The organism is Streptomyces sp. NPDC093085 (assembly GCF_040683935.1).
In the GTDB taxonomy this organism is placed as follows: Bacteria; Actinomycetota; Actinomycetes; order Streptomycetales; family Streptomycetaceae; genus Streptomyces.
The window spans coordinates 79,124-104,402 of record NZ_JBFBFB010000001.1 but is presented as its reverse complement, the minus strand read 5'-3'; the positions used below and the strand labels follow the sequence as shown (position 1 = coordinate 104,402).

The following is a 25,279-nucleotide window of genomic DNA, read 5'->3' as shown; positions in this document are numbered from 1 at the left end:
GGGTCCGTGCATTGTCCGCGGGCAGCAGAAAACAGCTGACGCCTTTTTCTTCTTCTTTGTATACGGCGCGATTGTTAAGTACGCGCGCTCGATATGTTGACGGCATGTTGCGAAGCCCTCACCTTTTCCCGGCCGGGGCGGGCGGGGACGGGTCCCCGGAGCCGGTGCGCGCCCACCGTGCGCTCCGCGTGCAGGACGGCCAGCGCCCGCGCGCGCTCCCCGTCACCGCGCGCCACCGCGTCCACGATCGCGCCGCGTTCGGCCCACTGCTCCACCGGCAGCGCGGGCTGCTCCACCACGTACATCCAGGCGATCTTGTGGCGGAGCTGGGTGAGCAGCGCGGTGAGCGCGGGGCTGCCGGAGGCCTGGGCGAGGGTCTCGTGGAACCAGGTGCCGAGCGCCCGCAGGTCCTCGCCCTGGCCCCGGCGGGCGCGCTCCTGGCCCAGCCTGACCAGGCCGCGCAGGACCTTGAGGTGGGCCTCGGTACGGCGCTGGGCGGCGCGCGCCGCGCCCAGCGGCTCCAGCAGCAGCCGGATCTCCAGCAGGTCGGCGGCCTCCTGCTCGGTGGGCTCGGCGACACAGGCGCCGGCATGGCGGCGGGTGGTCACGAACCCCTCCGACTCCAGCGTGCGCAGGGCCTCGCGGACCGGGACGCGGGAGACCCCGTACCGCCGCGCGAGCTGCTCCTCGGTGAGCCTGCTCCCCCGCTCGAAGAGTCCGGAGACGATGTCGTCGCGAATAGCCGTGCATACCGAGTGCGCGGGAATGCGCATGTCCGAACCTCCGCCTTAATCCGCGCGAAACGCCGCCGATTGACGCCCGTTCCGTGACTCTATTGCAATCATCGCGAATTTCCGATGGGTGCCCGGAATCCATGGATATCTTTTGGCCGTCACGGAACGCGCCCGCGGGGCGGAGGAGGCGGGAGCGGCGTGCGGTCAGAGCTGGACGCCGTGGGCGCGCAGATACCCGACCGGGTCGATGTCGGAGCCGTAGTCGGGGGTGGTCCTGGCCTCGAAGTGCAGATGCGGCCCGGTGACATTGCCGGTGGCGCCGGAGAGCCCGATCCGCTCGCCCGCGGCGACGGCCTGTCCGACGGAGACGCCGATCGAGGAGAGGTGGCCGTACTGGGTGTAGGTGCCGTCCGCCATCCGCAGCACGATGTTGTTGCCGTACGAGCCGCCCCAGCCGGCCTCCACGACGGTGCCCGCGCCGACCGCCACGACCGTCGTGCCGGACGCGGCCCGGAAGTCGACGCCCGAGTGGCTGCCGGAGGACCAGAGCGCGCCGCCGGCCCGGTAGCCGGTGGTGATGTACGAGCCGGCGACGGGTATCCGGAAGGCGTCGAGGCGCTTGCGCTCCTCGGCGCGCGCGGCGCGCGCCTCGGCGGCGCGCACCTCCTTGACGCGGGCCTCCGCCTTGCGCTCCGCCTCCGCAGCCGCCTTCTGCCGGGCCGTCTCCTCGGCGGCGTGGCGCTGCGCCCTGGCCTGGTCGTCCACCGATTCCGCGACGACGTCCCGGTAGGCGATGACCTGGGTCAGGCCCGCCGCAGGGGCGGTCTCGGGGTCCGCGGCGAGCGCCGGGGAGGCGAGGGTGCCGATGACACCGGTCGCGGTCAGCGTCGCGAAGCCCGCGGCGCTCGCGACGCCGCCGGTGGTACGGGCGGGGGCGCGGTGCTTCCCGGAGGTACGCGTGCGGGTGAACGCCATGGCGTCGGTGGTCCTTTCCTTGCGAACAACCGGACCGACGCTAGGCGTTTCATCTTTCCTTCACCAAACAGACAAGCCTTTTTGTTGCCCACACCACAGGGCAAAAGTCATCTCTTCATCTTAAAAAGGGTCAAGAGCGGTACATACGGCAGAACCCCGGCGACCGTGGCCGCCGGGGTTCCCTTCACGCCGTCAATCAGCCTGTGACAACCGTCACTTCGCCGATGCCCAGCGCCTCCACCGGCTCCTTGATCTGCGCCGCGTCGCCGACCAGCACCGTGACCAGCCGGTCCACCGGGAAGGCGTTGACGGCGGCGGCCGTCGCCTCGACGGTGCCGGTCTCGGCCAGCCGCGCGTAGAGCCGCGCCTGGAAGTCGTCGGGCAGGTGCTGCTCGACCTGGTCGGCCAGGGTGGCGGCGACGGAGGCGGCCGTCTCGTACTTCAGCGGCGCCACCCCCACCAGGTTCTGGACGGCCACGTCGCGCTCCTCGTCGGTGAGCCCCTCGGCGGCGAGCGTGCGCAGCACCGTCCAGAGGTCGGCGAGGGCGGGTCCGGTGGACGCGGTGTCCACGGAGCCGCTGATGGCGAGCATCGCGGCGCCGGTGGTCCCCTCCGGGGCGGACGGGGCGGCGGAGCGGAGCACCTGGCTGTAGGCGCGGACCCCGTACGTGTACCCCTTCTCCTCGCGCAGCACCCGGTCGAGCCGGGAGGTGAGCGTGCCGCCCAGGCAGTAGGTGCCGAGGACCTGCGCGGGCCAGACCAGGTCGTGCCGGTCGGCGCCGATCCGGCCGATCAGGAGCTGGGTCTGGACGGCGCCGGGGCGGTCCACGATGACGACCCGGCCGGTGTCGTCGGCGGTGATGGCCGGCATGGGCCGGGGCGGGGCGGTGTCGCCGGTCCAGGCGCCGAGGGTGTCGGCGAGGATCCCGTCGAGGTCGACGCCGGCGAGGTCGCCCACGATGACCGCGGTGGCCGTGGCGGGACGTACATGCGCCTCGTAGAAGGCCCGGACGGCGGCGGCGTCGATGCCCCGTACGGTCTCCTCGGTGCCCTGGCGCGGCCGGGACATCCGCAGGGTGGCCGGGAACAGCTCCCTGGAGAGCTGCTTGGCGGCGCGGCGGCCCGGGTTGGCGGTCTCGTGCGGGATCTCGTCGAGCCGGTTCCGCACCAGCCGCTCGACCTCGCTGTCCGCGAAGGCGGGGGCGCGCAGCGCCTCGGCGAGCAGGCCGAGCGCCTTGGGCAGCCGGGAGACCGGGACCTCCAGGGAGACCCGCAGTCCGGGGTGGTCCGCGTGGGCGTCCAGGGTGGCGCCGCACCGCTCCAGCTCGGCGGCGAACTCCTCCGCGCTGTGCTTGTCGGTGCCCTCGGAGAGCGCCCGCACCATGATGGTGGCGATGCCGTCGAGCCCGTCCGGCTCGGCGTCGAGCGGGGCGTCGAGGTTGATCTCGACGGCCACCACCTGCTGGCCCGGGCGGTCGCAGCGCAGCACCGTCAGACCGTTGCCGAGCGTGGCCCGCTCGGGGGCGGGGAAGGCCCAGGGCCGGGCCTCGCCGGCGGTCGGGCGCGGGTGGAACTCCATGGTCACGGCAGCGTCGCTCACTGGTCCGCCCCCTCGTCGTCGTTCTCGTGGCTCTCGTTCTGCTCGGCCGTGTCCGCGTCTTCCGTCGCGAGCGGTTCGTAGACCAGCACCGCCCGGTTGTCGGGGCGGAGCCGCTCCGCGGCGACGGCCTTGACCTCGTCCGCCGTGATGTCCAGCACCCGGTCGACGGCGGTCAGCGCGAGCTGCGGGTCGCCGAAGAGAACGGCGTAGCGGCAGAGTTCGTCGGCGCGTCCGGCGACCGTGCCGAGCCGGTCCAGCCATTCGCGTTCGAGCTGGGCCTGGGCCCGCTCCATCTCCTCGGCGGTGGGGCCCTCGGCGGCGAAGCGGGCCAGCTCCTCGTCGACGGCCGTCTCGATCTCGGGGACCTCGACACCGCCGGACGTCTTGACGTCGAGCCAGCCGAGCGAGGGCGCGCCGGCCAGCCGGAGCAGCCCGAAGCCGGCCGCGACGGCGGTGCGGTCGCGTCGTACCAGCCGGTTGTGGAGCCGGGAGGACTCGCCGCCGCCGAGGACGGTGAGGGCCAGGTCGGCGGCGTCGCAGGCGCGGGTGCCGTCGTGCGGCAGCCGGTAGGCGGCCATCAGCGCGCGGGCCGGGACCTCCTCGTGGACCTCTTCGCGGAGCTGCTCGCCGATGGTGTCGGGGAGGGTGCCGTCGCGCGGCGGCCGCTTGCCGTCGTGGGAGGGGATGGAGCCGAAGTACTTCTCGATCCAGCCGAGGGTGCGCTCGGGGTCGATGTCGCCGACGACCGAGAGGACCGCGTTGTTCGGCGCGTAGTTGGTACGGAAGAACGCGCGGGCGTCCTCCAGGGTGGCGGCGTCCAGGTCGGCCATCGAGCCGATCGGGGTGTGGTGGTACGGGTGGCCCTCGGGGTAGGAGAGGGCGGTCAGTCGTTCGAAGGCCGTACCGTATGGCACATTGTCGTACCGCTGGCGGCGCTCGTTCTTGACGACGTCCCGCTGGTTCTCCATGGACTCCTCGTCGAGCGCGGCGAGCAAGGAGCCCATCCGGTCGGCCTCCAGCCAGAGCGCGAGTTCGAGCTGGTGGGCGGGCATGGTCTCGAAGTAGTTGGTGCGTTCGAAGCTGGTGGTGCCGTTGAGGGAGCCGCCGGCCCCCTGCACCAGCTCGAAGTGACCGTTCCCCGGCACCTGCGCCGAGCCCTGGAACATCAGGTGCTCGAAGAGGTGGGCGAGGCCGGTACGGCCCTTGACTTCGTGGCGCGAGCCGACGTCGTACCAGAGGCAGACCGCGGCGACCGGGGTCAGGTGGTCCTCGGAGAGCACCACGCGGAGGCCGTTGTCCAGACGGTGTTCTGTCGCTGTCAGGCCGCCGGAACCGGCCTGCGCTGTGGCCGTGTGACCCATGGGCATGTACGTCCCTTCGATCGCGATATGGAGGAAGTCCTGCCACTGTATGCAAGCGTGCCGACACCTGGCGAAGTTCCCGTAACAGCGCGGGGATCTGGCACCCTTCCGACACGCCCCCCTTCCCGTCCCGAGGACGGGTCGAGGTCGGCGTTGTCAGTGGCGCGGTCCACAATGGTCCGCGTCAGTTCCAGAAGTTGCCGTTCAGAACTTGTGAAGGAGCAGCAGCCGCGATGGCCCGCCGCAGCACCAAGACCCCGCCGCCGGAGGACTTCGAGGAGAAGATCCTCGACATCGACGTGGTCGATGAAATGCAGGGCTCCTTCCTTGAGTACGCGTACTCGGTGATCTACTCCCGGGCCCTGCCGGACGCCCGGGACGGCATGAAGCCGGTGCACCGCCGGATCGTGTACCAGATGAACGAGATGGGCCTGCGCCCCGACCGCGGCTATGTGAAGTGCGCGCGCGTCGTCGGCGAGGTGATGGGCAAGCTCCACCCGCACGGGGACGCGTCGATCTACGACGCCATGGTGCGCATGGCACAGCCGTTCTCGATGCGGCTGCCCCTGGTGGACGGCCACGGCAACTTCGGCTCGCTCGGGAACGACGACCCGCCGGCCGCCATGCGGTACACCGAGGCCCGGATGGCGGACGCGACGTCCCTCATGACGGAGTCCATCGACGAGGACACCGTCGATTTCGAGCCGAACTACGACGGCCAGGAGCTGGAACCGGTCACGCTTCCGGCGGCGTACCCCAACCTGCTGGTCAACGGGGCCACCGGGATCGCGGTCGGCATGGCGACGAACATGCCGCCGCACAACCTGGGCGAGGTCGTGGCCGCCGCCCGCCACTTGATCCGGCATCCGGGCGCCGACCTGGAGACGCTGATGCGTTTCGTGCCGGGGCCCGACCTGCCGACCGGCGGCCGGATCGTCGGGCTGAGCGGCGTCAAGGACGCGTACGAGAAGGGGCGCGGCTCCTTCAAGATCCGCTCGACGGCCACGGTCGAGGACGTCACACCGCGCCGCAAGGGCATCGTCGTCACGGAACTGCCGTTCACGGTGGGCCCCGAGAAGGTCATCTCGAAGATCAAGGACCTGGTCTCGGCGAAGAAGCTCCAGGGCATCGCCGACGTCAAGGACCTGACGGACCGCGCGCACGGGCTGCGCCTGGTCATCGAGGTCAAGAACGGCTTCGTACCCGAAGCGGTGCTGGAGCAGCTCTACAAGCTGACGCCGCTGGAGGAGTCCTTCGGCATCAACAATGTGGCGCTGGTGGACGGCCAGCCGCTGACGCTGGGCTTCAAGGAGCTGCTGGAGGTCTATCTCGACCACCGGTTCTCGGTGGTACGGCGCCGCAGCGAGTTCCGCAGGGGCAAGCGGCGCGACCGGCTCCACCTGGTCGAGGGGCTGCTCATCGCCCTCATCGACATCGACGAGGTCATCCGGCTGATCCGGTCGAGCGACAACTCGGCGCAGGCCAAGGAGCGGCTGGTCGAGCGCTTCTCGCTCAGCGACACCCAGACGCAGTACATCCTGGACACGCCACTGCGCCGGCTCACCCGGTTCGACCGGATCGAGCTGGAAAGCGAGCGCGACCGGCTCACCGGCGAGATCGACGAGCTGACCGGGATCCTGGAGTCCGACGCCGAGCTGCGCAAGCTGGTCTCGGCGGAACTGGCGGCGGTGGCGAAGAAGTTCGGCACACCGCGCCGTACGGTGCTGCTGGAGGCGGGCGCCGCGGCGGCGGCCCCGGTGGATCTGGAGGTCGCGGACGACCCGTGCCGGGTGCTGCTCTCCTCCACCGGCCTGCTGGCGCGTACCGCCAACGGGGAGCCGCTGGACGCGGGCGAGGGGCGGCGCGCCAAGCACGACGTGATCGTCTCGGCGGTGCCCGCCACGGCGCGCGGCGACATCGGCGCGGTGACCTCGACGGGACGGCTGCTGCGGATCCCGGTGATCGACCTGCCGAGGCTCCCGGACACCGCGGCGACCCCGAACCTGTCGGGCGGGGCGCCGGTCGCGGAGTTCCTGGCGCTGGAGGAGGGCGAGACCGTGATCTGCCTGACGACGCTCGACGAGTCGTCGCCGGGGCTGGCGCTCGGCACGCTCCAGGGCATCGTCAAGCGGGTCGTGCCGGACTACCCGTCCAACAAGGACGAGCTGGAGGTCATCGCGCTCAAGGAGGGCGACCGGATCGTCGGCGCCGCGGAGCTCCGTACCGGCGAGGAGGACCTGGTCTTCATCACCTCCGACGCCCAGTTGCTGCGCTATCAGGCGGCGCAGGTACGGCCGCAGGGGCGGCCCGCGGGCGGTATGGCGGGCATCAAGCTGGCGGACGGCGCCGAGGTGATCTCGTTCACCGCGGTCGACCCGGCGGCGGACGCGGTGGTGTTCACGGTGACGGGGTCGCACGGGACGCTGGACGACTCCGTACGGACGGCGAAGCTCACCCCGTTCGACCAGTACCCGCGGAAGGGCAGGGCGACCGGCGGGGTGCGCTGTCACCGCTTCCTGAAGGGCGAGGACCTGCTGGTCCTGGGCTGGGCGGGAGCCTCCCCGGCGCGCGCTGCCCAGGCCAACGGGTCACCGGTCGAGCTGCCGGCCCCGGACCCGCGCAGGGACGGCTCGGGCACCCCGTTCGCGGGGAAGCCGGCGGTGCTGGCGGGTCCGGCGCACTGACGGGACGGGCCCTGGCTGCACGGCCGGCGGGGCCGACGGGCTGACGGCGCGGGCGTTCGTACGGTACGAGCGCCCGCGTCGGCGTGTGCGGTGGTAGGGGTGGGACGGGCGTACGCCGTCTCAGGAGTACGGCCGTACCATCGCCTCCGGAACCGCTGTCACCCGTGGATCACGCGCCCGGCGCACCCGGGTCGTACGGGTCGTACGACTGGTCAGCGGGGTCGGAGGTGGCGGCCGGTTCTTCGGCGCCGGACGGGTCCGGTACGTACCTGAGGACGCCCCACATGTCGCGCCGGTCCGCCTCGGTGACCCCGGCCGCCGCCTCGGCCCCGGTCTCCTGGCACCCGGTCACCTCCTTCAGCAGCGCGTCCCCGTCGATGCCGGAGCCGATCAGCACGAGCTGGGTGAGGCGTTCCGCGCCACGGGGCCAGGGCTCCGGCCGGAAGCGGAGGAAGCGGCCGACCGCGTGCACCGCGTACCGGTGGTCCGGATCCGCCGCGCCGAAGTCCACGTACCCCTTGATCCGGTAGAGCCCGGCGGGCCGCGAGTCCAGGAACGCCATCAGCCGGCGCGGACGGAGCGGCGCGGCCCCCGTGAACGACACGCTCTCGTACGCGGCATGGAGATGCCCCGCGTGCCCCGCGTGCCCCGCGTGCTCCTCGTCTCCGGCGGAGTGCCCCGCGTGCCCCGAGTGCCCCTCCGCCGGCTCCGCGTACAGGTCCTCGAAGGAGAGCTGGCGGACCCGCTCCTCCTCCGGGGGCCGGACCGCGCGGTCGAAGAGCAGCTCCGGGTCGATCCGTCCGTACGCCGTGCGGACCACCGGTGTCCCGGGGCTCAACTCCTCCAGGGTGTCCAGGATCCGCGCGCGCTCCGCCTCCGCCGCCCGGTCCGTCTTGTTCAGGACCACGAGGTCGGCGATGGCGAGATGGCGGTCGATCTCCGGATGGCGCTCCCGGGTGGCGTCGAACTCGGCCGCGTCCACCACCTCGACCAGCCCCCCGTACACCGTGTACGGGTTCTCCCCGGCCAGGATCATCCGGACGAGCTCCTGCGGCTCGGCCAGACCGCTCGCCTCGATGACGATCAGGTCGATCCGGGCCGACGGGCGGGTCAGCGTCGCCAGATAGCCGTCGAGTTCGCTCGCGTCGACGGCGCAGCAGAGACAGCCGTCGCCGAGCGAGACCGTCGAGCCGACCTGCCCCGCCACCGTCATCGCGTCGATCTCGATGGCCCCGAAGTCGTTGACGATCACCGCGATCCGGTTCCCGGCGCGCCGCCGCAGCAGATGGTTGAGCAGGGTCGTCTTCCCCGATCCCAGAAAGCCTGCCAGTACGACCACCGGGATCTGCTTCCCGCTCGCGCTCACGCGTCCGTGCCTCCGTCACCCACGTCGGGGCGGACGCTCCCGCTCTCCGCCCGCCGCCCTGCCCGCTCCGAAACCCCAGGATAGGGGCGCCCCGCCGGCCCGCCGCCGGGCCTCCGGCCGCCTCCCCCCGGTGCCGAAACCAGCCGCCCGGATCCCGTACCGAATCCGGGCGAATTTTCAGAAAGTACGCCCCGCCCTCTACCGTTCCTTTGCATGAGCGCCGGACCGAACACCGCGGGCGGACGACGGCGATCCGGCCTGCTCCGATTCGGCCGGCCGCGCCGGGTCTACTCCCAGGTGCTGCTGACGCAGCTCGCCATGGCCGCGGGCGTCACCGTACTGGCCACCGGCCTCTTCCTGGCCCCCTTCAGCGCCGAGTTGGACGCCCAGGCGATGCGCCGCGCGCTCGCCATCGCCGAGACCACCGCCTCCGTACCCGTGGCCGAGCAGGTGCTCGCCACCCGGCCCGCCGCGGACGGCCCCGTCCAGGCCGAGGCCGAGCGGATCCGGCGGGCCACCGGCGCGGAGTATGTGGTGGTGATGGACCGGCGCGGGGTGCGCTGGTCGCACACCGACCCCGAGAAGATCGGCCGGGTCGTCTCCACCGACCCCGGCGACGCCCTCGCGGGCCATGAGGTCATGGAGGTGGACAGCGGTACGCTCGGCCGCTCGGCCCGGGGCAAGGTCCCGCTGCGCGACGGCGGCGGCACGGTCGTCGGCGCCGTCTCGGTCGGGATCGCGTACGAGGGTGTGCGCGACCGGTTCCTCGCCGCCATCCCCGGGTTCCTCGGCTACGCGGGCGGCGCGCTGGCGGCCGGGGCGCTCGCCGCGTATCTGATCTCCCGCCGCCTCCAGCGGCAAACCCATGACCTGGCCTTCTCCGATATCTCGGCGCTGCTCACCGAGCGCGAGGCCATGCTGCACAGCCTCCGTGAGGGGGTCGTCGCGCTGGACGGCTCCGGGCGCGTACGGCTGATGAACGACGAGGCCCAGCGGCTGCTGGGGCTCGCCCCCGACGCGACGGGCCGGCCGCTCGCCGAGGTGCTGGGCGAGGGCCGGACCACCGAGGTGCTCTCCGGGCGGGTACGGGGCGAGGACCTGCTCGCGGTACGGGGCAGCCGCGTCCTGGTCGCCAACCGGATGGAGACCGAGGACGGCGGCGCGGTGGTCACCCTGCGCGACCGCACCGAACTGGAGCGGCTCGGCCGGGAGCTGGACGCCACCCGGGGGCTGATCGACGCGCTGCGCGCCCAGGACCACGAGCACGCCAACCGGATGCACACCCTGCTCGGCCTGCTGGAACTGGGGCTGTACGAGGAGGCGGCGGAGTTCGTCACCGAGGTGGCCGGGGTGCACCGGGCCACCGCCGAGCAGATCACCGAGCGGATCCACGACCCGCTCCCGGCGGCCCTGCTGGTCGGCAAGGCGACGGTCGCCGCCGAGCGCGGGGTCTCGCTGCGGCTGGCGCCCGCGACCCGGCTGCCCGACCGGCTGGTCGACCCGCAGGGGCTGGTGACGATCGTGGGCAATCTGGTCGACAACGCGCTCGACGCTGCGGCGGGTCCGGCCGCCACGGAGCCCCGCGTCGAGGTGGAGCTGCGCGCGGAGGGCCGGGCGGTCGTGGCGGTGGTCTCGGACGGCGGCCCCGGCGTCCCGGACGAGCGGCGCGAACTGGTCTTCACGGAGGGCTGGTCGACCAAGGAGCCCCCGGCGCACGGCCGGCGCGGGCTGGGGCTCGCCCTGGTCCGCAGGCTGGCGGAGCGGCAGGGCGGCAGCGTACGGGTGGAGACGGCGGCGGGCGGCGGCGCCGCGTTCACCGTCGTCCTCCCGGAGGCGCTGACCGAGGCGGGGACGGGCGAGGAAGGCGGGGAGGGCCGGGCGGGGGGACCCGATCCGGCGTCCACCGCGTCACAGGGGCGGGCCACGGAGGCCGCCGCGGGGGTCATCTCAGGGGAGAGAAGACGTTGATCGATGTTCTGGTCGTGGACGACGATGTCCGCGTCGCGCGCGTCCACACGGCCTATGTGGCCAAGGTGGCCGGCTTCCGGGTCGTCGCCCAGGCGCACTCGGCCGCCGGCGCGCTCGCCGGTGTCTCCGAGCGCTCCGTCGATCTGATCCTGCTCGACCAGTGCCTGCCGGACGGGACCGGGCTCGCCGTCGTCCAGGAGCTGCGCAGACTCGGCCACCAGACCGATGTGATCATGGTGACCGCCGCGCGCGATGTCGCCACCGTGCAGGCGGCGATGCGGCACGGCGCGCTCCAGTACCTGGTCAAACCGTTCACCTTCGCCGGGATGCGGACCAAGCTGGAGGCGTACGCGCGGCTCCGCCGCACCGTGGAGCGCGGCGGGGAGGCGGAGCAGGCGGAGGTGGACCGGATGTTCGGGGCGCTCTCGGCGGCGGCCGCCCCCGCGCTCCCCAAGGGCCACTCCGCGGCGACCGCCGAGGTGATACGCCAGGTGCTGATGAAGGCGCGGGAACCGCTCTCCGCACAGGAGATCGCGGTCCAGGCGGGGATGAGCCGGCAGACCGCGCAGCGGTATCTGAAGCTCCTGGAACGGTCCGGCCGGGCCCGGCTGACCTTGCGGTACGGCGAGACGGGCCGCCCGGAACACCGCTACGCCTGGGCCGCGAACCCCTGAGACCCGGCCGGCTCCCGTCGGCCGGCACCCGTCGGCCGACTCCTGTCGCCCCTGTCAGAGGGCTCCTGTCAGAGGGCTCCCGTCAAACGGCTCCCGCGCCGGTCAGCGACCTGACCTCGGTCTCCGCGTGGCGGGCCGCGTCCGGTGGCTCGGCGGAGGTGACCGTTCCGATCCATCCGGCGAGAAAGCCCAGCGGGATCGAGACCAGCCCCGGGTTCTCCAGCGGGAAGACATGGAAGTCGACGCCGGGGAAGAGGGCGTCCGGGCTCCCCGAGACCACCGGCGAGACCACCACCAGCAGGAGCGCCGGGACCAGCCCGCCGTAGACGGACCAGACGGCGCCGCGGGTGGTGAAGTTCCGCCAGAACAGCGAGTAGAGCAGCACCGGCAGGTTGGCGGAGGCGGCGACCGCGAAGGCCAGCCCCACCAGGAAGGCGACGTTGAGCTCCCGGGCGAGCAGGCTGAGCCCGATGGCGACGGCGCCGATCCCGACCGTGGCGGCCCTGGCCACCGCGACCTCGCCGCGCGGGGTGGTGGCACGGCCCCGGCGCCGCAGCGAGGCGTACAGGTCGTGGGCGACGGAGGCGGAGGAGGCGAGCGTGATCCCGGCGACGACGGCGAGGATGGTGGCGAAGGCGATGGCGGCGACCACGGCGAAGAGCACCGTGCCGCCGGTCGAACCGGCCCCGCCGCCGAGCGCGAGGGCGAGCAGTGGCACCGCGTCGTTCCCGGCCGGGTTCGAGGCGCGGACGGCGTCGGAGCCGAGGAGGGCCGCCGCGCCGAAGCCGAGCACGATGGTCATCAGGTAGAAGCAGCCGATGAGGCCGATGGACCAGACGACGGAGCGGCGGGCGGCGCGCGCGGTGGGCACCGTGTAGAAGCGGGAGAGGATGTGCGGCAGCCCGGCCGTGCCGAGGACGAGGGCGAGCCCGAGGCTGATGAAGTCGAGGCGGGCCGTCCAGTCGCCGCCGTATTTCAGCCCGGGGACGAGGAAGTCCCGGCCGTGGCCGCTGCGTTCGGCGGCCGTGTCGAGCAGCGCGTTGAGGTCGCCGTGGAAACGGACCAGGACCAGCACGGTGAGCGCGAGCGCCCCGGCCATCAGCAGGACCGCCTTGACGATCTGGATCCAGGTCGTGGCGCGCATCCCGCCGAGCGAGACATAGATGATCATCAGGGCGCCGACGCCGACCACGGTCCCGGTGCGGGCGGCGCCGCTGGTCCCGCCGAGGAGCAGCGCCACCAGGCTCCCCGCGCCGACCATCTGGGCCACGAGGTAGAGCACGGAGACGGTGACGGAGGAGGTGCCGGCGGCGAGCCTTACGGGCCGCTCCGCCATCCGGGAGGCGACGACGTCGGCGAGGGTGAACCGGCCGCAGTTACGGACGAGTTCGGCGACGAGGAAGAGCACGACCAGCCAGGCGACGAGGAAGCCGACCGAGTAGAGCATGCCGTCGTAGCCGAAGAGGGCTATCAGGCCGGAGATGCCGAGGAAGGAGGCGGCGGACATGTAGTCCCCGGCTATCGCGAACCCGTTCTCCATCGGCGAGAAGAGCCGCCCGCCGGCGTAGAACTCCTCGGCGGTGCCGTGCCGGTGGCGGCTCACCCAGGTGGTGATGGCGAGGGTGACCGCGACGAACGCGCTGAAGAGCACCAGCGCCAGCGTCTGGTGATCGCCCCTCATCGCCCGCTCCGCTGCCGGTCGAGGACGGCCCAGCGCAACTCCAGCGCCGCGCGGTCCCGGTAGAGCCGGGCGTGCCGGGTGTACGCCCAGGTCAGCAGGAAGGTCGAGAGGAACTGCCCGAGCCCGGCGGCCAGCGCCACATTCACCGCGCCCACCACCGGGCGGGCCATGAGCCCGGGTGCGGCGGTCGCGGCGACGACGTAGGCGACGTACCAGAGGAGGAAGGCGAGCGTGGCCGGGACGACGAACCTCCGGTACCGCCCCCGCACTTCGCGGAAGGCGGCGCTGCGCTGGACCTCCCGGTAGATGTCGGCGGCAGGAAGCCCCGCCGCCGTCCCCACCCCCGCTCCCGTCCCCATTCCCTCCGGATCGCCCCAGTCCGAGGCCAGCGCGTCGTACCACGGGTCGTCGAGCCGGGCGCCCGGGGCGTCCCGCTCTTCCTGCTTCTCCACCGGTCAACTCTCCTTGTCAGCGAACCGTTTCGGCGCGCCTAGCAAGGATGGTCGGAGCCCGGCGGCCCACCCGCCCGTCTCCCCTGTTTTCACCCCTTCAGGTGATGTTCGTCCCGGGTGGCGGGGTGAGCCCGTGCTGATAGGCGTACCGCACCGCCTGGGCCCGGTCGCGTGCCCCGGTCTTGGCGAAGAGGTTGTTGATATGGGTCTTCACCGTGGCGGCCCCGATGTGCAGCCGCTCCGCGATCTCCTTGTTGGAGAGACCCTCGGCGACCAGGGTGAGCACCTCGGCCTCCCGCGCGGTGAGCCCGTCGGGCAGCTCCTCGGGGGCCCTCGCGACGGGCGCCGCGGGCGGGGCGGTGAGCCGGTCGAGCAGCCTGCGCTGGACCGATGGGGCGAGTCCGGCCTGTCCCGCCAGCACATCGTCGACGGCCTTGACGATCTCCTCTCCGCCCGCGTCCTTGGTGAGATAGCCGCGTGCCCCGGCCTGGAGCGCGGCGAACAGCGAGTCGTCGTCCGCGAAGGTGGTGAGCACGACGACCTGGGTACCGGGGTGCTCGGCCCGGATCCGACGGGTGGCCTCCACTCCGTCGCAGCGCGGCATCCGCAGGTCCATCAGGACGACATCGGGGGCGAGTTCGGCGACCAGGGCGACCGCCTCCTCACCGTCCCGCGCGGCCCCCACCACCTCGATCCCCGGCAGCAGTCCGAGCAGCATGACGATGCCCTCGCGCACCACGGACTGGTCGTCGGCCACGATCACCCGGGCCGTCATGCGGGCACCCGCAAGCGCACACTGAACCCCTTCTCCCCGGAACGACCGTCCCCGCCGACCACGCCATCCACCCCGTCCTCCACCGCCCCGTCACCCACCGGTCGCTCCCCCGCGGGCCCCTCCCCCGCCGGCCCCGCCTCCAGGGTGCCGCCGAGCAGTTCGGCCCGCTCCCGCATCCCCAGCAGACCGTACCCGCCCCCGGCCCCCACCAGCGCCCCCGCCGCCCCGTCCCGGGCCCCGGAGTCCCGTACCTCCAGGCTCACTTCGTCCGCGCCGTACGTCAGCAGGATCCGCACCCGCGCGCCGGGCGCGTGCTTGCGTACGTTGGTGAGCGCCTCCTGCGCGACCCGGCGCACCGCCTGCGACGCCTCGGCCCGCAGCGGCCGGACCTCCCCCGCCACCTCGACCTCCGCCCCGTCCAGCGCGGCCAGCTCCCGGAGATGGTCACCGAGGGGCACCATCTCGCCCCGCAGCGCCGAGAGCGCCTGCCGGGTCTCGGCCAGCCCCTCGCGCGCCATGGACCGGGAGGCGACGACCCGCTCCAGTATCTGGTCCCGGAACGGCCCCGGCGGCTCCTGCTCTATCCGGAGCCGCGCCGCCTCCAGGTGCACGAGCTGCGCGGAGAGGCTGTGCGCCAGGACATCGTGTATCTCCCGGGCGATCCTGGCCCGCTCCGCGAGCGCCGCGGACTCCGCCTCCGCCTTCCGCGCGGCGCGCTCCTGCACGAGGAGCCGCTGAGTGGTGCCCCGGGACTCCGCCTCAAGCCGCAGCACAAAGCCGCCGAGCGTCAGCCCGATCCCGGTGATCGCCACGTTCAGCCAGCCGTCGCCCTGGAACGAGGCGTACCCGGTGAGCGCCGCCAGCACCATGGGCGCGGCCACGGCGAGCGGCAGCCGCTCGATGGAGATGACGACACAGGCGCACCAGAGCACGGTCGCCGCGACCCGGAACCCGCCCTGCCCCAGCCCGTACGCCTCCCCCATCAGCAGGACCATCAGCCCGAGGGACGGCCACAGGGCGTGGCACAGGGTGGTGCGGAAGAAGCCCCAGGCGGTGAACCCTATGGCGATCAGCCCGGCCACGACGGCGGCCGCCTTCCACCCGGTGGCGTGGCGCTGGCTGAAGGTGGACCAGAGGACCGCGACCAGCACCAGCGCGCGGACGGCGCGCGCCAGCCACCGGCGGGACCCCATGAGGACCTCGCGGGCGAGCGCCTCCCGTGAGGGCCAGGTCGTCCAGGCGTCGGTCGTCACACGCGCTCCTTTCCGGGCGCGGAGGCCCCGTCGCCACCGTACGACGAACCCCGCCCGTACGACGCCCCGTCGCTCCCGGTGCTGGCCCGCATGGTCAGGACGCCCCCGCGGACCAGCAGGGAGGCCGCGAGCCCGAGCATCAGCGCACCGCTGCCCTGGTGGACGCCGAGCAGCGCGCCACCGCCCATCAGCCCGAGGCGTATCGCGATGCCCCCGATCCAGACGAAGACCGTGGCCCTGGTGCCCTTCGACCACACCGAGCCGTCCGGCTCCGTCCATATCCGGCTGGTCCAGGCCCAGCCGGCCCCCATCACCACGCCCACCAGCAGTTCGACGCAGAGCAGCGTCAGCGACAGCGCCCGGTCGGAGGTGCCGAGCAGCCCGGGCTGCCGCAGCGCGACAGCGCCCAGCACGACGGGGAGCACGAACCAGCGGCGCCCGTCGCCCCCGATCCGCTGGGGCCTGACCTGGCGCGCCACCACCAGCACGATCACGGCGGCGATCACCAGCACATCGAGCAACGACGACATAAGGACCTCCGGGGACGAAGAACTTTCAACGCCCCCGACATTACGGAGAAGGCCCAGGTCAGAGCATCGGCTCAGGGGTTGATCGCGGGTGGAAAAACGGCCTCCACCCGTGGGTGGAGGCCGTTTTCGAAGGCCGCTTCCGCAGCGGCTCCGGGTCCGCTCAGGCGTCGATGCGCGAGCGGTCCAGGGTCGCCGCCGAGCTGGTGATGAACTCCTTGCGGGGCGCCACCTCGTTGCCCATCAGAAGATCGAAGACCTGCTCCGCCGAGTCCAGGTCCCCGATGTTGATACGCCGGAGAGTGCGGTGGCGCGGATCCATCGTCGTCTCCGCGAGCTGGTCGGCGTCCATCTCGCCGAGGCCCTTGTAGCGCTGGATGGAGTCCTTGAAGCGGATGTTCTTGCGCTGGAACTCCAGCAGCGTCCGGCGCAGCTCGCTGTCCGAGTAGGTGTAGACGTACTTGTCCTGGCCCTTCTTCGGCTGGACCAGCTCGATCCGGTGCAGCGGCGGTACGGCGGCGTAGACACGGCCCGCCTCCACCATCGGGCGCATGTACCGCTGGAAGAGCGTGAGCAGCAGGATACGGATGTGCGCGCCGTCCACATCGGCGTCGACGAGCAGCACGATCTTGCCGTAGCGGGCCGCGTCGATGTCGAAGGTACGGCCCGATCCCGCCCCTATGACCTGGATGATCGCCCCGCACTCGGCGTTCTTCAGCATGTCCGTGACCGAGGCCTTCTGGACATTGAGGATCTTGCCGCGGATCGGGAGCAGCGCCTGGAACTCGCTGTTCCTGGCGAGCTTCGCGGTGCCGAGCGCGGAGTCGCCTTCCACGATGAAGAGTTCGCTGCGGTCCACGTCGTCGCTGCGGCAGTCGGCCAGCTTCGCCGGCAGCGACGAGGACTCCAGCGCGGTCTTCCTGCGCTGGGCGTCCTTGTGCTGGCGGGCCGCGATCCGGGTGCGGGCGGCGGCGACCGCCTTCTCCAGTACGGCGCGGGCCTGCGCCTTCGCGTCGCGCTTCGTCGACGTCAGGAACTCCTTCAGCTCCTTGGCGACGACGTTGGCGACGATCCGGTTGGCCGCCGAGGTGCCCAGGACCTCCTTGGTCTGGCCCTCGAACTGCGGCTCGGCGAGCCGCACCGTGACCACGGCGGTGAGCCCTTCGAGGGCGTCGTCCTTGACGATGTCGTCCTCGGCGACGCGCAGCAGCTTGGCCGAGCGCAGCACCTCGTTGACCGTCTTGGTCAGAGAACGCTCGAATCCGCTCACATGGGTACCACCCTTGGGGGTGGCGATGATGTTGACGAACGACCGGACGGTCGTGTCGTACCCGGTGCCCCAGCGCAGCGCGACATCCACGCCCAGCTCGCGGGTGACCTCGGTGGGGGTCATATGGCCCCGGTCGTCCAGGACCGGCACGGTCTCCTTGAACGTGCCCTGCCCGGTGAGGCGCAGCACGTCGCAGACGGCCTTGTCCTGCGCCAGGTACTCGCAGAACTCGCTGATCCCGCCGTCGAAGCGGAAGACGTCCTCGACCGGCCCGGCCCCCTCCTCGCCGAGGCCGCGCTCGTCCCGTACGACGATCGTCAGCCCGGGGACGAGGAAGGCGGTCTGGCGGGCACGCTGGTGCAGGGTCTCCAGGGAGAGCCTGGCGTCCTTGAGGAAGATCTGCCGGTCGGCCCAGTACCGTACGCGCGTGCCGGTACGGGTCTTGGGCACCCGCTTCGCCTTGCGCAGCCCGTTCGCGGGGTCGAAGGGGCTGTCGGGGCCCTGCTCGGTGAACATCCCGGGGACGCCGCGCCGGAAGCTGATCGCGTGCGTGGAGCTGTTGCGGTCGACCTCGACATCGAGCCGGGCGGAGAGCGCGTTGACCACGGAGGCGCCCACGCCGTGCAGACCGCCCGAGGCGGCGTACGAGCCGCCGCCGAACTTCCCGCCCGCGTGCAGCTTGGTCATCACGACCTCGACGCCGGAGAGCCCCGTCTTGGGCTCGACGTCGACGGGGATGCCGCGGCCGTTGTCCTTGACCTCGACCGAACCGTCCTCGTGGAGGATCACCTCGATCCGGTCACAGTACCCGCCCAGGGCCTCGTCGACGGAGTTGTCGATGATTTCCCAGAGGCAGTGCATGAGGCCGCGGCTGTCCGTCGACCCGATGTACATTCCGGGGCGCTTGCGTACCGCTTCGAGTCCTTCAAGGACGAGCAGGTGCCGCGCGGTGTAGTTGGAACCGTCACGGTCTGCGGTCAGCAGCGCTGTGGACGGCACGGACGTATCGGCGGTCACGCGGGTTCGCTCCTCGCTGAATTTGAGATGTGGCCCCGTGGGGTAAAGGCCCGGCGTCTTTCACCGGACAGAGGGTACAGACGCCTGGTAGAGCCGTTGTCACGCCACCCTCGCGAATTCCCGATGCTAACCCACGGTCGCATACACGTTCGAACCTTCGCGGGAGTGAAGCACACATCACGTTCCCTTCCAGGCATGAACCATTTAGGCTCCGGGCACGTCCTCATCAACAACCGGCAAGCCGGCCGGGCAGGACACCCACCCTGACCACCATCTGCAAGCAACGCGAAACCCGTAGTGCGAAGCCAAGCGAGCAATACGGCCCATTCGCCGCCAACCGCCAGCAACCAGCCACCGCGGAAGAAAGTTTCGAGGAAAAGCCGCGAGCGGGAACGTTTTCGGCCTGGTTGGATGTTGACCCTGGTACGACAGCTCGTCGAGCTAGAGAAGAGGCGACGTGACTACTGTTCTGACCCCCGCGAGCCCCCTGACGGCCGCTGACCGCTGCGACCGCTGCGGCGCCCAGGCCTACCTGCGCGTCCTCCTGTCCAGCGGTGGTGAACTGCTCTTCTGCGCCCACCACGGGCGCAAGTTCGAGCCGGAACTCAAGAAGATCGCCGCGGAAATACAGGATGAGACCGACCGACTGACGGCCGTCCCGGCCGGCGGTGGTGAAGAGGAACGCTGACACCTCGCATCCACACGACGAGCCCAGGGCCGGCCTGCTGACCGGCCGCCGGACGGCCATCCCGCGAGAGCGCGGGGTGGCCGTCCGCTCACGTGCGGCCATGTCCGCGTGGCCGATTCCGTACGGTCCGGACGTACGGCCCCGACGCGTCCCGCGGGTGAGCCGCTCCCGTCCGTCAGCCGCGCCCCGCGACGGCGTCGGCGACCGGCTCCACCTCCGTACTGACCCGGGTGTAGACCCCTGGGCTCCCCGCCCGCCCGCAGCCGCTGCCCCACGAGACCAGCCCGATCAGCCGCCCCTGGGCCACCAGCGGCCCGCCGCTGTCGCCCTGGCAGGCGTCGTGGCCGCCCGACCGGTCTCCGGCGCAGAGCATCGTCGTGGCGTCATAACGCCCTCCCTGGCCGCCTGAGGCGCCCGGATAGGCCCGTGCGCACTCCCCGTCCGGCAGGACCGTCACAGCCGCCGAGCGGAGCGCGGACGCGTACTCCCCGCCCCCTGTGGTGTCGCCCCAGCCATAGACCGCCGCGGCCGTACCCGGCTCCGTGGCGGGATCACGCGGCTCCGCGACCCGGATCGCGTACGAGGCGGGCAGCGCCCGGGAGAGGGTGAGCACCGCGAGGTCCGCCGCGTTCGTCCCCGGGTCGTACGCCGGGTCGACCAGCACGGACCGTACGGGCACCTCCTGGCCGCCCGAGCCGCGCAGCCGCGCCCGCCCGGCGATCACCTTCAGGTCGCCCACCTTCTCCGGGGCCGAGCCGAGCACGTCCCGGCCCATGCAGTGGGCCGCGGTCAGCACTTTCGTCGGCGCCACCACCACACCCCCGCAGAACTGACCCGCCCGCGTACCCCCGAACCGGTCACGGCTGGAGAGCGCGACGACCCAGGGGCTGTCCTCCGCCCTGACCTGCTGCCCGCCGATGATCACACTGTCCGCGACGGCGGGCGCGGGCGGGCCGAGGGGCGGCAGGGCCCCCGCGACGAGCACGGCCAGACCGCCGGTCAGCACACGGGCAAGGGAACGGCGCATACGGGCTCCTGACTCTCCGATGATCCATGATCTACCCAGAGTCAGTCACCCGGACGGGTCCCGCACCCCCGCGCACAGCGCGAAGACCCGGAGCCTGGGTGGCATCCGGGTCTTCGTACACGCTTCGCGCGCCCCCTTGCGAGCGGGGGACGCGATCAGATCGCCCTGGTGAAGGCGGTCGGGTGAAGGCGGTCGCCCCCGTCGGGGCGGTCGCCCTGGGCCCCGCTAGTCGAGGTAGTCGCGCAGCACCTGCGACCGGGACGGGTGGCGGAGCTTCGACATCGTCTTGGACTCGATCTGCCGGATGCGCTCACGCGTCACCCCGTAGACCTTGCCGATCTCGTCCAGCGTCTTGGGCTGGCCGTCGGTGAGCCCGAAGCGCATGGAGACCACGCCCGCCTCGCGCTCCGAGAGCGTGTCGAGCACCGAGTGGAGCTGCTCCTGGAGGAGCGTGAAGCTCACGGCGTCGGCCGGGACGACCGCCTCGGAGTCCTCGATGAGGTCACCGAACTCGCTGTCGCCGTCCTCGCCCAGCGGCGTGTGCAGGGAGATCGGCTCGCGGCCGTACTTCTGGACCTCGATGACCTTCTCGGGGGTCATGTCGAGCTCCTTGGCCAGCTCCTCCGGGGTGGGCTCGCGGCCCAGGTCCTGGAGCATCTGGCGCTGGACACGCGCGAGCTTGTTGATGACCTCGACCATGTGCACCGGGATACGGATGGTGCGGGCCTGGTCGGCCATGGCGCGGGTGATCGCCTGCCGGATCCACCAGGTGGCGTACGTGGAGAACTTGTAGCCCTTGGTGTAGTCGAACTTCTCGACCGCGCGGATCAGACCGAGGTTGCCCTCCTGGATCAGGTCCAGGAAGAGCATGCCGCGGCCGGTGTACCGCTTGGCCAGCGAGACGACCAGCCGGAGGTTGGCCTCCAGCAGATGGTTCTTGGCGCGGCGGCCGTCCTCGGCGATGATCTCCAGCTCGCGTTTGAGCTTGGGCGCGAGCTTGTCGGAGTTGGCCAGCTTGTCCTCGGCGAAGAGACCGGCCTCGATCCGCTTGGCGAGTTCGACCTCCTGCTCCGCGTTGAGGAGCGGGACCTTGCCGATCTGCTTCAGGTAGTCCTTGACGGGGTCCGCGGTGGCCCCGGCGACGGCGACCTGCTGCGCGGGCGCGTCGTCCTCGTCGTCGTCGGAGAGGACGAAGCCCTTGTTCTCGCCTTCGGGCTCCTCTTCCTCGACCTTGCCGGCCTGGAGCTCCTCGGTCGGCTCCTCGCCCACGACGGCGTCGTCGGCGTCCTTCTTGCTCGTGGCCTTCTTCGCCGTCGCCTTCTTGGCGGCGGTCTTCTTGACGGCCGCCTTCTTGGCGACGGTCTTCTTGGCAGCCGCCTTCTTGGCGGGGGCGGTCGCCTCGCCGGTGGCGACGACGCTCTCCGCCGTCGGGGCGGCGGTGGCCGCGACGGTCTTGGTCACGGTCGTCTTGGCCGCGACGGTCTTGGTGGCGGTGCGCTTGACCGGGCTCTTCGCTGCGACGCTCTTGCGGGTGCGCTTGGGCGACTCCGCGGCACTGACCATCAGCGTCACACCCTCTTCCTCCAGGATCTGGTTGAGGCTGCGCAGAACATTCTTCCACTGGGTTGGCGGAATCTGGTCGGCCTCGAAGGCGCGACGCACGTCATCGCCGGCGATCTGCCCATCAGCCTTTCCCCGCTCGATGAGCGCCATCACAGACTCGGAATCGGCGATCTCCGGCGGGAGCGTACGGGATGTGCTGGCCGACACGAACAACCTCTCGGAACGATGGAAACGGCTTCCGGCTCCGCCCAGGATCGGGCCGGAGCCGACGACCGTCGGCTGGGGATGTGCCGACGTCGCGGGCTGGGCCTCAGAGGTGAATACAGCGCCCTGAGCGGCGGCGGTATTCCCTCCTCGGCTGTCACCTCTTAGGTCATCGCCCTGCCTCCAGGAGTGTTACGCCCATTCCGCGTGGCCCGAGTCACACCCCATTCACGGCAAAGCGGCCAGAAGCGGGATTCACCACCCCACCGCCGCGTCGCCGGACACCTGCGGGTCCGGCGAACCCGACGCGTACCTCCCCTTACGTCCTGGCCTCGGCGTGCGCTCAGTGCTCGCGCGGCCCGGGTACGACACCCGCATCGGTCTGGACGGTGAGAAGTTGACGCATGGCCGCCTCAGCGGCGTGGCCGTCCCCGGACGCGAGGGCGTCGGCGATCCGGGCGTGGTGGTCGAGCGAGGCCTCGGTCGGGCGGTCACAGCCGGTGACCGGGCCGCCGGAGACCTGGAGCGCGGCGCTGACGATGCCGGAGAGATGCTCCAGCATCCGGTTGCCGGCGAGCTGGATCAGCAGGGAGTGGTATTCGGCGTCGGCCCGGGCGAAGGTGATGGCGTCGCCCTGGGCGAGGGAGTGGCCCATGATCCCGACCATGTCGGTGAGGCGCTGCTGCACATCGGCCCGGCCGTGTCCGGCCGCCAGCCGCGCGGCGAGGGGTTCGATCGTCCAGCGCAGCTCGGTCAGCTCCCGGCGCTGGTCGTCGCGCTGGGGTCCGAAGGCGCGCCATTCGATGATGTCGGGGTCGAGCAGATTCCAGTCGCTGACCGGCCGGACCCGGGTACCGACATTGGGCCGGGCGCTCACGAGCCCCTTCGCCTCAAGGACGCGCAGCGACTCCCGCACCACCGTGCGGGAGACCTCGAAGCGCTGCCCGATCTCCTCGGGAACGAGCGGGCGGTCGGCGCCCAGGTCGCCGGAGACGATCATCTGGCCGAGCTGCTGGACGAGTTGGCCGTGGAGCCCGCGGCCCCGGCTGCTCGTCGTGCGGCGTCCCACCCGGCCCAGGTCGGTGTCGGCGCCGTCCCAGACGGGTGCGGCCACGCGGTCGGCGGCGGGCGCCTCCGCGAAGGGGTAGCGGTCGAGTTCACCCGGCTCGGCGAGGCCTGACTCGGCGGAGCGGGCGGCGGTCATCATGGTGTGCGCAAGGGTACTCACGCATCCTTTGTCGGCGTTGCCTCCGCGCGCCTTGAGGTCTTTGGTGAAAAGCACACGAAAGGGTGATCGGCGCCCTGCCCTCGATTGACGCTTTATCGGAAAGAAGCGCGCTGCATCAGGGGAGTTACGGCCGGTACGAAACTCTCCGGTCGCATCCGGTCACCAACGAGCCCTGCGGCGAAGGCCGGTGAGCAGATACGCGCAGAGCAGGGCCGACAGGGAGAGGGCGAGCGCCGCCGCGACCGGCTGGGCGGCGAACCCCAACGCCCCCGCCAGCCACCGGTCGGCCCCCTGCGGCCAGAGCGGCCAGGCCAGCTCGCGCAGGCGGGCCGGGAGTCCGGCGGCCGAGCGTGCGACGGGCCCGGCGGACACCTGCCGGATCAGCGGGACGACCAGGGTGGGCACGGCGACGACCGCGGCCATCCCCGCGATCGCGATCCGGAACACCCCGGCGGCGAGCAGCCCCGCCCAGCCGCAGCCCACCGCGAGCCCGGCCCAACCGGCGCCCAGGGCGGCCCAGTTCTCCGGTACGGGGACCGTGGCGGGGCCGTAGACCAGGCGGAGCGCGGCGCCGTCGGCGAACACCGTGAGGAAGGCGAGGAGCAGGGCGGTGGACGCGGTGACGGCGAGCTTGGCGAGGAGCAGGGCGAGACGGCGCGGTACGGTGCCACGCGCGCCCCCGAGGACGGGGTGGTGGTACTCGTCGGCGAACGAGAGCGCGCCGAGCAGCCCGGCGGCGAGCACGGCGGGAGGCAGCGGCAGGATCGCGGGCCAGGCGGCGAGCAGTCCGGGCAGGGGAGTTCCGCCGGTACGGGCGAGGGGAACGGCGAGGGCGACGGAGGCGAGCAGCGCGCCCGCCATGATCAACGGCGCGGTACGGACCCCGAACATACGGCGCAGCTCGTACCGGACGGGCCAGAACGGCGCCCGGACAGGCCGCCCCGTCAAGGCTCCGGGAAGCACGGCAGGTTCACCGGTACGGCGCCCCCGCCCCCGATGCACGGCCCGCGCCCCGGCACCGGCGTCGGGGGCGACCGCGGGCCCGGGCACGGAACCGCGGCCGGCGCCGGGCGCGGGCGGGATGACGGCGTCGGCACCGGGCGCGGGACGCTCCCCCTGGCCGGGGCCGGGAACGGCGCCCGGGCCGGGGCGGTTTCCAGGAGCGGGGACAGGTACGGCGCCGGGTGCGGCACCAGGTCCTGGCCCCGTCCGCGCGCCCAGCACGGGGGCCGGAACGGGGCAGGAGGAGAAGGGCGTTACCGGGGCGGGGGCCGGGCGGGGGCCCGCGTCGCCGATCTCGTCGGCCAGTTGGTGGACCAGGACACCGTGCCGGAAGGCGGTCTCGCCGATCTCGGGGCAACTGCTGCCGTAGACGCTGAGCAGGCTGCCCGCCTCGGCGACCACCTCGACGGAGCGCCGGCGGGCGCGGGCCTCACGGTGGAGCGCGTCGGCGAGCCGGGCCGCGTGCGGGGTCCTGACCGCGACACGGGGGCGGAGCCGGGTGCGGGCGAAGGAGGCCGTGTCCTGGTCGGCCACGAGGCGCCCCTCGTCGAGGGTGACCACCCGGTCCGAGGCGCGGGCCGCCTCCTTGGGGTCGTCCGTCGTGTAGAGCACGGTGCCGCCCTGTCCGGCATGGGCGCGGAGCAGCCCATGGAGCCAGCTCTTCTCGCGCGGCGAGAGTTCGGCGGACGGCGCGTCGAGCAGCAGTGTGTGCGGATCGCCCAGCAGGGCGACGGCGAGGCCGAGCCTGCGCTCCATGCCGAGCGAGAGCGAGCCGAGCCGTTCGTCGCGCAGCGGGGCGAGCCCCACCACGTCGAGGAGTTCGTCGGCACGCCCCGCGGGCACCCCGGCGGCGGCGCAGACCAGCGCGAGCTGGCCGCGCACGGTGCGCGCGGGGTGTCCCGGCACCTCGCCTAGGAGGACCCCGATCTCGCGGGCCGGGTGGGCGAGGCGGTGCAGCGGGCGCCCCCGGAAGTAGGTGACGCCCCGGCCCGGTTCGAGTTCGAGCATCAGCCGCAGCGCGGTGGTCTTGCCCGCCCCGGGCGCGCCGAGCAGCGCGGTGACCGCGCCGGAGCGCGCCTCGAAGGTCAGGTCGTCCACGGCGGGGGCGAGGTCCCGACGGGGGGCACTGGTCAGTCCGATGGCCTGGAGCATCGCTTCTCTCGCGGGGAGGTGAGACCGCCCGACGGCAGTGAGTACCGCAGCACGATAACGCGATATGTCCGATTTGCC

19 protein-coding genes are annotated in these 25,279 nt (G+C 72.2%); 4 read left to right on the top strand and 15 right to left on the bottom strand.

Features of this window, described 5'->3' with window-relative positions; genetic code table 11:
• Window positions 1-74: 74 nt before the first annotated feature.
• The 4 genes from AB0O07_RS00400 to AB0O07_RS00385 form a co-directional block, all read right to left on the bottom strand.
• Entirely contained in the window at window positions 75-773 is a 699-nt protein-coding gene (locus AB0O07_RS00400; RefSeq protein ID WP_365624516.1) for a GntR family transcriptional regulator, read from the bottom strand.
• A gap of 165 nt (window positions 774-938) precedes the next feature.
• Window positions 939-1,709 carry a M23 family metallopeptidase gene (locus AB0O07_RS00395; RefSeq protein ID WP_365624513.1) on the bottom strand — a complete coding sequence of 257 codons (771 nt, stop codon included), beginning with the start codon at window positions 1,707-1,709 and terminating at the stop codon, window positions 939-941.
• 196 nt (window positions 1,710-1,905) lie between these two features.
• Window positions 1,906-3,288, bottom strand: coding sequence for a pitrilysin family protein (locus tag AB0O07_RS00390; protein WP_365627819.1), 1,383 nt, complete (start codon window positions 3,286-3,288; stop codon window positions 1,906-1,908).
• A 17-nt stretch (window positions 3,289-3,305) separates the two neighbouring features.
• A complete protein-coding gene (locus tag AB0O07_RS00385; RefSeq protein ID WP_365624510.1) occupies window positions 3,306-4,676 on the bottom strand; it encodes a pitrilysin family protein in 1,371 nt (456 codons plus the stop codon).
• Between the two features lie 227 nt (window positions 4,677-4,903).
• Here AB0O07_RS00385 and AB0O07_RS00380 point away from each other — a divergent pair, with 227 nt between their 5' ends.
• Window positions 4,904-7,354, top strand: coding sequence for a DNA topoisomerase IV subunit A (locus tag AB0O07_RS00380; protein WP_365624507.1), 2,451 nt, complete (start codon window positions 4,904-4,906; stop codon window positions 7,352-7,354).
• A gap of 169 nt (window positions 7,355-7,523) precedes the next feature.
• Here AB0O07_RS00380 and AB0O07_RS00375 read toward each other — a convergent pair whose 3' ends face one another.
• Window positions 7,524-8,720 carry a CobW family GTP-binding protein gene (locus tag AB0O07_RS00375; RefSeq protein WP_365624504.1) on the bottom strand — a complete coding sequence of 399 codons (1,197 nt, stop codon included), beginning with the start codon at window positions 8,718-8,720 and terminating at the stop codon, window positions 7,524-7,526.
• Window positions 8,721-8,933: 213 nt separating this feature from the next.
• Between AB0O07_RS00375 and AB0O07_RS00370 the strand changes: the two genes are divergently transcribed.
• Together AB0O07_RS00370 and AB0O07_RS00365 are read left to right on the top strand one after the other, a co-directional pair.
• Entirely contained in the window at window positions 8,934-10,688 is a 1,755-nt protein-coding gene (locus AB0O07_RS00370; RefSeq protein WP_365624501.1) for a sensor histidine kinase, read from the top strand.
• Window positions 10,685-11,362, top strand: a complete 678-nt coding sequence (locus AB0O07_RS00365) for a response regulator (protein ID WP_365624498.1) — start codon at window positions 10,685-10,687, stop codon at window positions 11,360-11,362. Before AB0O07_RS00370 ends, AB0O07_RS00365 begins: the two co-directional genes overlap by 4 nt.
• An 82-nt stretch (window positions 11,363-11,444) precedes the next feature.
• Here the strand turns inward: AB0O07_RS00365 and AB0O07_RS00360 are convergent, their stop codons facing one another.
• The 6 genes from AB0O07_RS00360 to AB0O07_RS00335 form a co-directional block, all read right to left on the bottom strand.
• The gene (locus tag AB0O07_RS00360; RefSeq protein ID WP_365624495.1) at window positions 11,445-13,043 is read right to left on the bottom strand and encodes a cation acetate symporter; all 1,599 of its coding nucleotides are present in this window, start codon (window positions 13,041-13,043) and stop codon (window positions 11,445-11,447) included.
• A complete protein-coding gene (locus tag AB0O07_RS00355; protein ID WP_365624492.1) occupies window positions 13,040-13,495 on the bottom strand; it encodes a DUF485 domain-containing protein in 456 nt (151 codons plus the stop codon). Before AB0O07_RS00355 ends, AB0O07_RS00360 begins: the two co-directional genes overlap by 4 nt.
• Before the next feature lie 97 nt (window positions 13,496-13,592).
• Complete coding sequence (locus AB0O07_RS00350; RefSeq protein ID WP_365624489.1) at window positions 13,593-14,270, bottom strand: response regulator transcription factor; 678 nt, start codon at window positions 14,268-14,270, stop codon at window positions 13,593-13,595.
• Entirely contained in the window at window positions 14,267-15,523 is a 1,257-nt protein-coding gene (locus AB0O07_RS00345; protein ID WP_365624486.1) for a histidine kinase, read from the bottom strand. The genes AB0O07_RS00350 and AB0O07_RS00345 overlap by 4 nt, the downstream gene beginning before the upstream one ends.
• Window positions 15,520-16,053: a DUF1453 domain-containing protein gene (locus AB0O07_RS00340; RefSeq protein WP_365624483.1), complete on the bottom strand. Its 534-nt coding sequence runs from the start codon at window positions 16,051-16,053 to the stop codon at window positions 15,520-15,522. The genes AB0O07_RS00345 and AB0O07_RS00340 overlap by 4 nt, the downstream gene beginning before the upstream one ends.
• Window positions 16,054-16,213: 160 nt before the next feature.
• The gene (locus tag AB0O07_RS00335; protein ID WP_365624480.1) at window positions 16,214-18,337 is read right to left on the bottom strand and encodes a DNA topoisomerase IV subunit B; all 2,124 of its coding nucleotides are present in this window, start codon (window positions 18,335-18,337) and stop codon (window positions 16,214-16,216) included.
• Between the two features lie 457 nt (window positions 18,338-18,794).
• On the opposite strand from AB0O07_RS00335, the gene AB0O07_RS00330 reads away from it, so the two are divergent.
• Window positions 18,795-19,025: a hypothetical protein gene (locus AB0O07_RS00330; RefSeq protein WP_114662714.1), complete on the top strand. Its 231-nt coding sequence runs from the start codon at window positions 18,795-18,797 to the stop codon at window positions 19,023-19,025.
• Between the two features lie 175 nt (window positions 19,026-19,200).
• Here the strand turns inward: AB0O07_RS00330 and AB0O07_RS00325 are convergent, their stop codons facing one another.
• The 4 genes from AB0O07_RS00325 to AB0O07_RS00310 form a co-directional block, all read right to left on the bottom strand.
• Window positions 19,201-20,052 (bottom strand): serine protease, encoded by an 852-nt coding sequence (locus tag AB0O07_RS00325; protein ID WP_365624477.1) that lies wholly within the window; start codon window positions 20,050-20,052, stop codon window positions 19,201-19,203.
• Between the two features lie 225 nt (window positions 20,053-20,277).
• Window positions 20,278-21,822 carry an RNA polymerase sigma factor gene (locus tag AB0O07_RS00320; RefSeq protein ID WP_365624474.1) on the bottom strand — a complete coding sequence of 515 codons (1,545 nt, stop codon included), beginning with the start codon at window positions 21,820-21,822 and terminating at the stop codon, window positions 20,278-20,280.
• A 340-nt stretch (window positions 21,823-22,162) separates the two neighbouring features.
• A complete protein-coding gene (locus tag AB0O07_RS00315) occupies window positions 22,163-23,047 on the bottom strand; it encodes a FadR/GntR family transcriptional regulator (RefSeq protein WP_365624471.1) in 885 nt (294 codons plus the stop codon).
• 159 nt (window positions 23,048-23,206) lie between these two features.
• Window positions 23,207-25,201 carry an ABC transporter ATP-binding protein gene (locus AB0O07_RS00310; protein WP_365624468.1) on the bottom strand — a complete coding sequence of 665 codons (1,995 nt, stop codon included), beginning with the start codon at window positions 25,199-25,201 and terminating at the stop codon, window positions 23,207-23,209.
• Window positions 25,202-25,279 lie beyond the last annotated feature (78 nt).